The sequence below is a fragment of the Sphingobacterium thermophilum genome (assembly GCF_039541675.1).
Classification (GTDB): domain Bacteria; phylum Bacteroidota; class Bacteroidia; order Sphingobacteriales; family Sphingobacteriaceae; genus Sphingobacterium; species Sphingobacterium thermophilum.
In genome coordinates, this window is the sequence record NZ_BAABGR010000006.1 from 137,529 (window position 1) to 149,699 (window position 12,171).

The 12,171-nt window shown below is 43.0% G+C and carries 13 protein-coding genes and 1 tRNA gene; 3 read left to right on the forward strand and 11 right to left on the reverse strand.

What is annotated here, in order from left to right; translation table 11 throughout:
* Window positions 1–24 precede the first annotated feature (24 nt).
* The 10 genes from ABD873_RS02665 to prmC form a co-directional block, all read right to left on the reverse strand.
* Window positions 25–519 (reverse strand): VOC family protein, encoded by a 495-nt coding sequence (locus ABD873_RS02665; protein WP_345064280.1) that lies wholly within the window; start codon window positions 517–519, stop codon window positions 25–27.
* Window positions 520–597: 78 nt separating this feature from the next.
* The gene (locus tag ABD873_RS02670) at window positions 598–1,485 is read right to left on the reverse strand and encodes a helix-turn-helix domain-containing protein (RefSeq protein WP_345064283.1); all 888 of its coding nucleotides are present in this window, start codon (window positions 1,483–1,485) and stop codon (window positions 598–600) included.
* Between the two features lie 122 nt (window positions 1,486–1,607).
* Complete coding sequence (locus ABD873_RS02675) at window positions 1,608–1,751, reverse strand: hypothetical protein (RefSeq protein WP_345064286.1); 144 nt, start codon at window positions 1,749–1,751, stop codon at window positions 1,608–1,610.
* Between the two features lie 87 nt (window positions 1,752–1,838).
* The gene (locus ABD873_RS02680) at window positions 1,839–2,348 is read right to left on the reverse strand and encodes a GNAT family N-acetyltransferase (RefSeq protein ID WP_345064289.1); all 510 of its coding nucleotides are present in this window, start codon (window positions 2,346–2,348) and stop codon (window positions 1,839–1,841) included.
* Between the two features lie 559 nt (window positions 2,349–2,907).
* Window positions 2,908–3,645, reverse strand: a complete 738-nt coding sequence (locus tag ABD873_RS02685; RefSeq protein ID WP_345064292.1) for an ester cyclase — start codon at window positions 3,643–3,645, stop codon at window positions 2,908–2,910.
* Between the two features lie 149 nt (window positions 3,646–3,794).
* Entirely contained in the window at window positions 3,795–4,565 is a 771-nt protein-coding gene (locus tag ABD873_RS02690) for a helix-turn-helix transcriptional regulator (protein WP_039054620.1), read from the reverse strand.
* Window positions 4,566–4,985: 420 nt separating this feature from the next.
* Window positions 4,986–5,948 carry a serine hydrolase domain-containing protein gene (locus tag ABD873_RS02695; protein WP_345064296.1) on the reverse strand — a complete coding sequence of 321 codons (963 nt, stop codon included), beginning with the start codon at window positions 5,946–5,948 and terminating at the stop codon, window positions 4,986–4,988.
* 122 nt (window positions 5,949–6,070) lie between these two features.
* Entirely contained in the window at window positions 6,071–6,664 is a 594-nt protein-coding gene (locus tag ABD873_RS02700; RefSeq protein ID WP_345064299.1) for a hypothetical protein, read from the reverse strand.
* 288 nt (window positions 6,665–6,952) lie between these two features.
* Window positions 6,953–7,028, reverse strand: a tRNA-Lys gene (locus ABD873_RS02705).
* 152 nt (window positions 7,029–7,180) lie between these two features.
* Entirely contained in the window at window positions 7,181–8,053 is an 873-nt protein-coding gene (gene prmC / locus ABD873_RS02710) for a peptide chain release factor N(5)-glutamine methyltransferase (protein WP_345064301.1), read from the reverse strand.
* A 64-nt stretch (window positions 8,054–8,117) separates the two neighbouring features.
* Between prmC and ribD the strand changes: the two genes are divergently transcribed.
* Window positions 8,118–9,173 (forward strand): bifunctional diaminohydroxyphosphoribosylaminopyrimidine deaminase/5-amino-6-(5-phosphoribosylamino)uracil reductase RibD, encoded by a 1,056-nt coding sequence (gene ribD, locus ABD873_RS02715; protein ID WP_345064304.1) that lies wholly within the window; start codon window positions 8,118–8,120, stop codon window positions 9,171–9,173.
* A 27-nt stretch (window positions 9,174–9,200) separates the two neighbouring features.
* A complete protein-coding gene (locus ABD873_RS02720) occupies window positions 9,201–10,484 on the forward strand; it encodes a DUF2851 family protein (protein WP_345064307.1) in 1,284 nt (427 codons plus the stop codon).
* Window position 10,485: 1 nt separating this feature from the next.
* Here the strand turns inward: ABD873_RS02720 and ABD873_RS02725 are convergent, their stop codons facing one another.
* Window positions 10,486–11,136 (reverse strand): ankyrin repeat domain-containing protein, encoded by a 651-nt coding sequence (locus ABD873_RS02725; RefSeq protein WP_345064310.1) that lies wholly within the window; start codon window positions 11,134–11,136, stop codon window positions 10,486–10,488.
* A 390-nt stretch (window positions 11,137–11,526) separates the two neighbouring features.
* Between ABD873_RS02725 and ABD873_RS02730 the strand changes: the two genes are divergently transcribed.
* Complete coding sequence (locus ABD873_RS02730) at window positions 11,527–12,096, forward strand: UbiX family flavin prenyltransferase (protein ID WP_039053453.1); 570 nt, start codon at window positions 11,527–11,529, stop codon at window positions 12,094–12,096.
* Window positions 12,097–12,171 lie beyond the last annotated feature (75 nt).

Here is a 12,171-nt window from a genome sequence, read left to right on the forward strand (position 1 = left end):
CTGTGGAAAGGAGAATGAGTAAGTCTATGGTGTGTAGGTGCCGTTGAATAGCACTATCCTCCATCCGTCCGGATCTTCGTAGGTTTCGCTTTTACCTATCCAATACGGATTTTCCGGCTCTACGGGATGTGCTCCATAGTTTTGCAGCCTGTCGTTAGCTTTTTTATATTCCTCTTCATTGTCGTAATAGAGAACCAACAGGTGCTCTTTTGTTGGGGCTGGTAGGGGTGAGGCTTGCTCTTGCTGTGTGAATTCCAGGTGGTAGGTTTTGTCGGGCAGTCCCAGCATGACGCCGTTGTATCCGGAATGGTTCTCAAAATGTCCGAGCTCCTGCAGCCCCAGTCCTTCTTTGTAGAAATTCACCACCTCCTTCAACTGATTTGTAGGGCGGGCGATTCTGAACTGCACAGCCTTTACTGAGACTTCAGGATTGGTCTTGTCGGTATCGGCGCTGTTGCATGCGAGCAGCAGCGACAAACTTGCTGCAAGAGCCAATAGAGGTAAGGTTTTATGTTTCATATCTTTAAACTTTAATGTTTAAAGCAAAGATCACGTTCCCGCGCGGGGCTATCAATGGCTGAAAGGCGGTTTATGTTGTCAATTTTTCCGGTTCTGCTGGTATTGGGCGGGAGAGATTCCTTTTTTCTCTTTGAAGAAGCGAGAAAAGGTAGATACGGAGGAGAAGCCCAACTGGTCGGCGACTTCCTTGACAGAATGAGAAGAATAGGTAAGAAGGAACTCTGCTTCCAGCACAAGGCGGTGGTGGATAAGGGTTAAGGCCGATATGCCGGTCTGATTTTTTACGCACTCACTGATGTATTTGGGTGATAAAAACATAATGTCGGCATATTCTTTCACGGTCTTATGCTTCCGGAAATGTTGGTCTACCAATTTTCGGAACTCATACATGACTTGATACTCACGGTTTAGGAGCTTGTCGGAATTAAGCAGACATATTTCGCAGACCCTGTTGTAGTCGAAGAGTATCTGTAGCACATATAAGCGTGAAATTTCGAGACAGAAAGGCTGTTGGTTTTCTATCTCTTCTTTGATTTTCAAAAACTTATAGGCGGTGTCGTCGAAGGCGCTGCTTTCGAGGGGAAAGGTGGGTGGATAATCCGGGTTGATGAACAGCAGCTCTTCCATGATTTCGCTTTTCACGAATCCCTTTTTGATGAATGAGGACTTGAAGAGCAGGAAGTAGGCTTCAAAGTCGGAGCTGAAGTTGTGAGCTGAAAGGAGGGTATGCGGTGGTATGATGGAGATGGAGGAAGCTTCTGCCACAAAGTCGTGATGTCCTACCGAAAGGGTGCAATGCCCTTTTTTGCATAGAAGGACCCAATGAAAGTTAAGCTTCAGGCTGTCTATGGAATGCAAATCCTTGCGAATATGAAAAACGGCACAAGGGATATCTTTCTCCTCCAGCGGCTGGACATTCAGCTGCTGCAGGACGAAATGTTCTATCTCTAAGAAATTTTGTTTCATAAGGCTAAGATTCTTTCGTACGGATATCCTGAAGATAACGTTAGTGACATTTTGTGCGCTTCAGTCTTTCACCATTTTGACATTTTCTTCCTGTTCTTCCTTAAGGTAGAAGGCCACGAACGTCATAGGTTCTTTGTCGGAGGCGTTGTCAAAATGTAGGATGTCCCGGCAGGGAAGGTAATCTCCTGTATTTCTACGGTCTTGACAAACTGCTGTACGGCGGCGGGATTAAGATCTTTTCTGGCGATACCCTGCTGTTGAGCCATAAGGCAGCCTGTGCCGAACAGAGATAATATGGCGGTCGGTAAATAAAGTTTTCATAGTAGTGATTTGGGGCTTCAAATTACAAATTATTATTGGTCCTCATAAATTTTTGCCATAAGGTATTCGTCAACATAGCGGCCGTCGACTTTCATGGAATGCTTTTTCAGTCCTTCTATGGTGAAGCCCATTTTCTTGTACAGCGCTATGGCTCTGCTGTTATGTGTCATCACGGTGAGCTCCAGCCTTGTCAGGGCAGTGTTTTGGCGCCACCGCTCGGCCATTTCAAACAGCTTACGGCCAATCTCTTGCCCGCCATATTCTTGGAGGATGCCGATGACGATTTCCGCGCGATGGCGGATGCGCCGTGTGTTACCTCCCATGACGGAGAGGCGCCCGACAAGCTGCCCTTCGGCTTCTGCCACGAAAATGTGGGAGTTGTCCGAGCGGATAATGTCGCGTAGCATTTCACGCTGCTGCTCTTCGGTCAGCTTGCGCTCGTCCGCCTCCAACAGCATGAACTTGCTTTCCCGGTCCAGCATTTTGTTGAGTTGCAGCAGGGCTGCGCTGTCTTCTTCTCTGATCTCGCGTAGGGTAATCATATGCAGTTACTATCTCAAAATCTGTGCAGAGCAGGCTTAGGTCACATTTATTCGAGAAATTAATAATGGATTCTGTCACTTTTTTGATGTCAGTAATAAGTTTAGTTTTGGAAATATAGTCATTGGTAGGATAGTTAAAGTCGGAAGGATTGACAGACATTTTAATGCTATAGTCTAAGAATAAGTCACTTAATGGTTTGCAGTTAAGGTCATATGCTCTTTCCACAGATGTTGTATTTCCCTTAATGATAGTCCACGCGCTAAAAGATTTAAATAGGTGGTCTCCTACTTGTCCTGCAGTCCAACTTTCGGGAAATGGACTCTTGTTAAGTGTTCATCTGAAAACAAAGTCAGGCCAGTCAACAACTCCTTGATTACGGTTTGAAATTCATTTACTACCTTAATCATATCCTTAAACTACTTAAAATTCGACATGCAGATAGAGCTAGAGCTTTTTGTTGAAAGAAGCTGGAGCTCAATACTAAAATTCGCCAGATTGCCAGACTTCCCATAAATTTAAAAAATAAAAGTAAAACTTACTTGAAGGCCGCTTCGGTGGTTACTCTGTCAAGCAGCGAAATGTTTCTCTTTCCATTTGTATGTGAAGCTTTCGGTAGAATTCCTGCGGGTGGAATCCTGATTTTTTATATTCATCTTGCACTATTTTTTTTGCATTGTCTAAAGAGGCCTGATTATCCCAAGCGGCAATCGTAAGTATTACTGTTCGTCCATCGTTATCTTCCCTAACTAAGATTTGGTCTTGAATAAAACCTGGAAGTTTTCTTATTAGTCGTCTGTTGACTTCCATCTTTTCGGTAAATTCTTGGACAGAAGATTGTGGCATGGTAAATCGATCCACAAAATATACGCGTTCGCTGCTAGGGGCCCATAAGGTGTGATGGATAACGTTTAGTTGCTGTAAGAAGCTTAATTGATTAGTTATTACCTGATGGGAAATGATTTTTCTAGCTTTTAATTTGTAGATAGCCATCCCTTCTCCTTCAATATGTTTTTGTGTGGGAGCTATATTCTGAAACACCCCGCGGTGGGTGCCTTCTACTTTATGTTTTACAAAAACTTTATTTCCCTCGGCAATGATCTCTTTTATGGTCCATGTAGCATCGGGAAATGCATGAGCAAATACCATAACTGATTTGGCGAAACCATCAATGCCTTTATCGCCTTGCGCATTAAGGTAGTCTGGGGAGACGACTTTCTCTAAATCGTCAAATTTTCGTGTGTTCAGGATGTGCTCATATAAAGTTCGCACTGCTTTTTTGTTTAACTCCGTTTCCATATCTTTTGACTTAAATGAAGAATTACTTTGTGGAAAAATGTATTGACTTATCCAGACAGATAAAACAAGACATACAAGAATTATAGGTTTCATCTTTTTTATACAAAATTCGTACAAGATGAAAACCAATCCTTGTAAAAAATCATTGATTACCAAAATAATCCTGATTTGTAGAAATCGGCAGGACTAAGTCCTGTGAAATTTTTGAAATCGCGATTGAAATGGGCTTGATCGTAATAGCCATGTTCCAATGCAATATGGATTAGAGGCGAACGGTTGGGAAGTGTGATGATTTGTTTTAGACGTGTGATATTGGCAAACTGCTTCGGCGAACAGCCTACGGCCTTTCTAAAGCGTTTTTCGAAGGCGTCTTGACTTATATGCAGCATGTGGGGAAGCGAGGAGACTTTAATTAAGCCTTTCGTTTTTCTTATTTCATCAACAGCCCTATGCACATAGCTATCTATTTCCGCTGTCGTAATATTGGAAAGCAGAAACTGGTCAATTTCTTTTATACGGTCCGAATCGGTGCGGGCATGGTATAGCTTTTCTTCTAGGTTTTTAATTTCATCCTGTTGAACGAAATTTTCTAGCTCTACACTGATTCCGAACAATTCATGGAGGGGATTTTTGAAAAAGGTAGCGGCACCAACTTCCGTAAACAACACGATAATGGATTTGCTACCTTTCGCATAATGGATATTTTTTATGGATTTTCTTATTCCTGAAAGGATGGAAGAAGAAAGAGGACGATAACCTCTCTCTTCAACAAACGAAATCTGTCCTTGAACGGTAAATACGATAGCTAAGCCTAAATTAGGCAAAACCCTATTGACGATATCCTCATCCGTTTCTATAATGCGGTATGATTGTATCAAGTTCTGCAGCTCTGGCCTTGGATAGTATAGTGTACTTTTCAATGTTTTACGGTTTTTCTGTAAAAGATAAAATCCTACGACTTGGTGATAATGTGAATTAAATGTAATGCAAATTCAATTGGCTTGAATAATAGCATGTATAGCCGGGTCGATGTAAGCTGCTGTTTTTTTTATTCCTAGTTTTGCAGTTCTCTTAACTCTCTATAGCCTCCAAATTCGTATATAGGGCATGTCGCATGATTTCTGTAGCCTTATCGATATTCATTTTCTTCATCTTTCTTATGGATTTCACTAGTTTTCTTTAATTTTTCGCAAGTTTAAATTAATGCAAAGTATAAAAACCTTGAATATCGCCATGTCAGTTGAATTTCAATATTTATCTATAGCTTGGATTTTTCTGATTCATCTCGATGTGGCGGACCTGTTACTTTAAAGACGCTTTGAGATGCTTTATTAAGTTTTTTACAGCTTGTATAAAGGGATAAGGTGGCGCTCGATAAAATCGATTCTGTCTTTGGGTTTGGGCACGAAGTGAGAAGCTATGGCGATGACTAACCTTTTCTTGCAGTGGATGTATATGATGTTTCCTCCATCACCTATGGCAGCAAACTTCCCTTTGTCCAATATCCACCATAAGTAGCCGTAGTTTTTGTTGTCCCAGGAGCTGTGTGGGGAGGTGCTTACTTCTATCCATTGCGGGGACACTATGGTTGTCCCTTCCCAACAGCCTTGTTGGAGACACAATTGACCTATTTTCAGCATATCGTAAACGGAAAGCATCAATCCCCAGCCGGAAGTGTTGGTACCTTGCGGGTCCGCCGCCCAACAGTTGGCATATTGGTTTTTGATGAAGTGGAAATAAGTTTCCCTGCTGTCTATTGTGAGTGTTTCGGGAGTAGTAATGTTCAACGGCTCAAAGAGATATTTTGTGGCAAAGGCATGAATGTTTATACCTATAGCTCGCTCTAGGAGGGAGGCCAAGACCTGAATCCCTACGGTAGTGTACTGAAATTCACCTATAGGCCGCTTACCACCGAGCAGGTGAAGTGCAGTAAGTCCCCAGTTTTGGGTGGAGAAGACCTTACTATAGGGCTCCGAGCGAAATTTATACGGTGCAGTCATCGTCAGCAGATGTTTAATTTCCAGCTGTGCTAATGTTTTGTTTCTGCTGTTAATCTTCAGTTCGGGGAAGAAATCTATTACCTTCTCGTGGACACTTGCTATATGTTTCCTATCTAAGGCAATACCTACCAAAAGAGAAAATATACTTTTGGTAACGGAAGCCACATGAAGCTTTCTATCTTTTTCGGAGGGGTGAGCAAAGAACTCATAGCGTATTTCTCCGTCTTTGGCGATTAGTAATCCTGAGATATTAGCGTACTCTCCCTTTAGGATATCGACCGTTTTATCCAATAGCTTTGACATATAATTAGGTTTTCTGTCAAAGTAAATGGTTATAAAACGATTTTGAGAAATGGTTTTAAAAAAAGATGTTCTGGCCGCTTTGCTCTATTATGATGCTAAATTTTTGGCAATAACGGATTCTCCTATTTCAAGATCTTGAAATTCCATAAGAGCTTCTTTCGCTGTATCAGTGTGCGCCAGTCAATAAAGAATATGCAGCCTATGAGGATCAGGCCGAACACAAAACCGGCAACGGATTTCCATGATAGCAGGTTGTCTGTGATGCTATCTATGCTTTCCGAAGCGTATTTCCCCAATAGCAGGGCTACGGCATCGCTGGTAAACTTGCCGACGAAGAAGGCAGGGATAATATATTTGGCATTTAGCTTGGACATCCCTGCAGCTAAAAACAAAGGTGTGGTAGGGAGCGGCAGCAAGGAGTAAGCAAGGACAAACAGCTGTCCTTTCCATACGTTTTCTTTCATCTTGGATCCCAAAAATTCCACATCTTCATTCTTGGCTTTATTGATATATTTGTTGGCGATAAGGGGAGTGTACAGAGTAAGGGTATATCTGCCCAAGACGGAAGCTATTACCCCGATAATCAATACGGGCCAAACGCTCAGACCGAAGGTGATTTGCAAAAATACCATTACCGTAAATGCAGGTAGGAAAGGAAAAGGTACTATATCAAACAATAAAGCACCTACAAAGACTAAAGCGTACTGCCACCACATGTTTTTTCGTTTAATATATTGCGACGCGGAAACGGTTTATCACACTATTACCACATACTATTCTGTAAAGAAAATGATTTAATAATAATTTACCACGCAAACTTCACTTTTTTACCCCAAAAACCGTTGCGAAGCAAGCTTTAGCTTTCTGTCTTCACATTTATGAGCAGCTTCAAAAGAGATGTTAATAAAAATTCTACGGTTTTCTGAAGACTGTCTGTCCTAGTTCGATAAGTTTGTTTTCTGTAATGGTAATAAAAAAAGCCCAATCTTTCGATTGAGCTTTTTTGGTGATCCCGCTGGGACTCGAACCCAGGACCCATACATTAAAAGTGTATTGCTCTACCAGCTGAGCTACGGAATCTTTAACCTTTCGGTTACTTTCTTCGTTTGAAGTGCTGCAAAGGTAGGAAAATATCTTTCTGCTGCAAAATATTCGACGCTTATTTTTGAATATTTTCTTTAACTATTTGTTTTTCAGAATAAAAAAATATTGTTAAAAAGGTCGTTGTAGGCCTATTGAAGGCTCTTTTTGCGTTTTGCCCGTATTATGCGGTCTGCGCCGTTGATATCTTTGAAGAGTTCTACCGCGCTAAACCCCTTTTTCTTCAACAAATCTGCCGTTTCTTCTCCTAGAAACTGGTTGATTTCAAAATATAGCGTGCCTTCTTCGACGAGGTGGTGTAAGGCAAAGTCGGCGATATGGTCATAAAATAGAAGGGGAGCACTTTCCTCTACAAAAAGAGCAAGATGGGGCTCGTACTGTAAGACGTTGCGGTGCATTTCTTCCTTCTCTGCAGGTGTAATATAGGGAGGGTTGCTGACGATGATGTCAAAATTTTGTCTTTCGGAAAACATAAATTCCCATTCCAGGATGTCGGCCTGTATGAAGCTGACGTCCGTCTTCAGGGCTTGGGCGTTTTTCTTGGCCACAGCAATAGCTTCAGCGGAGATGTCTACTGCCCAGCTGTCCGCATTAAGGTGCTTTGCTAAGGAAAGGACAATACATCCTGTGCCGGTACCTATGTCTATAAGCTTGATGGAGGAGGCATCCCGCCAATCCCGAATGATCAAGTCCACAAGCTCTTCGGTTTCCGGACGTGGGATGAGGGTATGTTCGTTGACAAAGAATTCTTGACCGTAGAAAGGCGCTTTCCCCAAAATATGCTGAATAGGTCTTCCCATGGCAAGCTGGTCGAGGATTTGTAGCAGGCGGCTATCGATGTTTTGCGCGACGGCTTCATTTTTAAGGAGTGAAAACTCATATTTGCGAAGTCCGCCAACCTCTTCAGCAGCAAGGAAGAAGAGCTCTCTGCTCTCACTTTCGGGGTAAAGGGATGCCAAGATCTTGATGTAGGCGCTTTCTATGTCTTTCCATGTTCTTTGCATATTACAAAACTACAATATTCAAAGGCTCTTTTCTTTTAAATCTGCAAAATGTTAAGTTTGCACTATGACGGTAGATGAGCGCTATATGAAGCGGTGCCTGGATCTGGCGGTGTTAGGTGCCGGGTCTGTGAGTCCCAATCCCATGGTAGGGGCGGTGGTCGTATACGAGGATAAAATTATCGGAGAAGGTTTTACCTCTCCCTACGGAGGACCGCATGCGGAGGTAAATGCCATCCAAGAGGTGTTAACAAACTATGGAGAGGAGGAAGGGAAGGCTTTGCTTCGTCAATCTACGGTCTATGTGTCGTTAGAACCTTGTGCCCACTACGGGAAGACACCACCTTGTGCGGACATGTTAGCTTCCTTTCCGGTGAAGAAGGTGGTCATAGGCTGCTTGGATAGCTTCGACAAAGTAAATGGCAAGGGAGTTCAGATCCTCCGTGACGCCGGCATAGATGTGGAAGTAGGGGTACTGGAGGAGGAATGTAGATTTGCTAACCGCCGTTTTTTTACGCGTATCACGCAACAGCGCCCCTATGTGATTCTTAAATGGGCAGAAACAAAAAACGGCTATTTTGCTCCCAAGGCGGATCGTCAGGAATGGATCTCGCGTCCGGCGAGTAAGCAGCTGGTACATAAATGGCGCTCGGAGGAGGATGCCATCCTCGTCGGCACACGTACAGCTCTTATCGACAACCCTTCGCTGAATACGCGCCTCTGGAAAGGTAAATCGCCGAAGCGCGTGCTCATAGACAAAAATCTGGAAGTGCCGGAGACATCCAAGTTGTTTTCTATCACTAACTCGGATTTAATCATTTTCAATGCGGTGAAGACCGATTGGAAAGCACACCTCAAGTATATAGAGTTGGAAAATTTTGACTTCTATCTTCCGCAAAACATATTATATCAACTGTTTCTAATGGACGTACAGTCCCTTATCATCGAGGGAGGAGCGAAGACCCTTCAGCAATTTATTGATGCTAACCTTTGGGATGAGGCACGCGTCATCACAGGTGATGTCGTTTGGGACGACGGCATTCCTTCTCCTAAGTTGCCTGTAGCCAGCAAAGAAACATTAAAAGTTGGAAGTAACGTGTTGAATATTTATATTAATAAGTAATATTCAATAAGTTAATTCTGTCGTGAAATGAGGTATCCGGAGAAGTTGCTTCATTTTATATGGCGTTACAAACTTATTAATCCCCAAAATCTTAAGACCACGGCAGGGGAGGAGCTGCAGATTCTGGACTTTGGCCAGTACAATACTGATGCCGGAGCGGACTTCGAATTTGCCAAAATTAGACTCAACGGGTCCGTCTGGGCAGGAAATGTGGAAATGCATGTGGAATCACAGGACTGGAACCGACACAACCACCAACACGATGCGCGTTACAATACGACCATACTCCATGTGGTTTGGGAAGCGGATGAGGGAGAGAAAGTGCTGCGCCAAGATGGTACCGAAATCCCTACCTTGGCAATGAAAGACTTTGTGGACCCTTCCTTGCCGGAAAGGTATATGGAACTTATGCAGCAGCAGCATCCTATTGCCTGTGCTTATAGACTGCCACAAATAGCCTCTTTTCATGTGTACAGCTGGCTGGATAGGGTGCTTATCGAGCGTTTGGAAACTAAGTCGCTACTTATCGAAGAATGGTTGGAGCAAACCGCTAACGACTGGGAGAAGGTGACCATCATTTCCTTGGCCCGCTCTTTTGGTATGGCAATAAACCAACATGCTTTTGAGCGACTGATGAAAAGTATTCCCCTCAATCTTATATACAAATATGCAGAAGAGGAAGATAAGTTGGAAGCACTGTTGTTTGGTTGTGCTGGGCTGTTGGATATGTCGGAGATGAAAGATAGTTATGCCCGCAAGCTGAAAGAGGAGTTCCAGTATCTAAAGATGCTACATCGACTGCAGCCCATGGAGAAGGAAAGCTGGAAGTTTATGCGTATGCGGCCCTATAATTTCCCGACCATCCGGTTGGCGCAGCTATGTGCACTGCTAAGACAGCGCGTAAGATGGTTCGAATATATACGGAAAAACAGTCTGGAAACCGTTATGCAGGCATGCAGAGAGGTAGAGGTAGCTTCCTATTGGAATGAACATTTTCATTTTGGGAAGGTGACCAAGGTTCATCCGACAACGGTGACGGAAAGCTTTGTAACACATCTGGTGGTCAATACTTTTGTTCCCGTATTATTTGCCTATGGAAGGTTTTTAGGCGACGAAAGACTGAAGGATAAGGCTGTGGAATGGCTGTCGCTGCTGCCTTCAGAGGATAATAACATCATACGTAAATTCCGGGAGCTGGGCGTGCAGAGCCGCTCAGCGGGAGACGGGCAGGCCATCATTCAGCTGTACAAATCTTACTGTGTGGTGAAACGCTGTCTCGACTGCGCCTTAGGGTACTACTGTCTCCGGTAGGCTAAACTTTAAGAATGTCGGCGATTTCGCGGAAACCTTTTTGCAGCGCCAAGTCGGAAGGTGTCTCTCCGTTTTGGTTGCGTGCTTCTACGGATGCCCCTTGTTCTAAGAGGATGATGATAAGGTCTATATTTCCATGTTGACAAGCCAGGTGGAGAGGAGTGAATCCTCCGTGCTGTACAACATTAACGTCGGCCCCCGCTTCGATAAGCATTTTGCTTATTTCACTGTTGTTGTTGGCCAGTGCAGCATGAAGGGGATATACATTAAATCCATTCTGAGAGCATAAGTTAGGGTCGGCTTTATGGGTCAAAAGAAGTCTTACTATATCTTCTTTATTGAAGTGGGTGGCAACACCTAGTGGTGTAAAGCCATGCGATGAAAGCTCATTGACGATATCGGCTTTGTGATCAATCATCATCTGTACATGTTGAAGAAGACCTACAGCACAAGCTTCGTGGATAGTAATCGTAGTGGTAAACTTAAGGATGGTCTGTACTACATTGTCTTTGTTGTAGTAGCAAGCCAGCAGCAAAGGCGATATATCGTGGCTGGTTTTCTCCTTTAGGATCGAAGCATCTTTGTTAAGCAGATGTTCTAGGTCTAAGTGATTGCCCGTTTCAATATATTGTTCTAAAATGCTTATGCTCATGTTAGGTTTGTTTCTATACAGCTAAGTAAGTAAAAAATCCGAAAAATTTTAGTATATGTGGATAAAATAAATACATGTGAATATATGTTTTCTTAAAAGTTAAATGTGTTAAATGTAAGCTTGAAGGAAGAAGTTGAAAAAAGTGGCTTTATGAGCTTGTAGAGGGCTTTGTAGTGATTTTTCTACAAAATTTTTAGAATGTATTCGTTTGTTATTTTAGTTAATATTCATTTGTGTAATTTTGTTATGCCCTCCCCAGGGGCATGTTTTTCATAGGTAGATGTAGGGGTCGAATAACTCTATTCGACCCTTTTCTTTTGTGATTATGGTGATTCTTTATGATAAGCAGCAAAAATTCGTCGTTGCGGGGCTTTTTGTGTATTTTTGTTTATGCAAAAGAAGAAAATCATTGTAGCCATTACGGGTGCTTCGGGCTCCATTTATGCCAAAGTATTGTTGGATAAGCTTTCCTTGCTTCACGATCAGCTGGAGGCTGTGGGGGTGGTGATGTCCGACAATGCCAAGGATGTATGGCAATATGAGCTGGGAAATACTTCTTACAATGATTATGATTTCACGTTTTATTCAAAAACGGACTTCATGGCGCCTTTTGCCTCGGGCTCGGCACAGTATGAAAGTATGGTGGTGTGTCCTTGTTCTATGGGTACATTGGCACGTATTGCCACGGGAACCTCTTCGGACCTAACGACTAGGGCTGCCGACGTGATCTTGAAGGAGCGCCGAAAGCTGGTGTTGGTGACACGTGAGACTCCTCTTAACGCTATCCATATTCAGAATATGCTTACTGTAACACAGGCGGGAGGTATTATCTGTCCGGCATCTCCATCTTTCTATAGTCGACCAAAAACTATGGAAGAGCTTGCCGCCACAGTGGTGGACCGTGTGCTGTCTCTGCTGGACCTAAAGATAGACAGCTTCCGCTGGGGTGAAAATTCGTAGTTTAATCGTGTTTTGTTAAGAATTATCTACGCAATTTTCCTTACATTTGTCTTTTGATGATACACTCACTATATT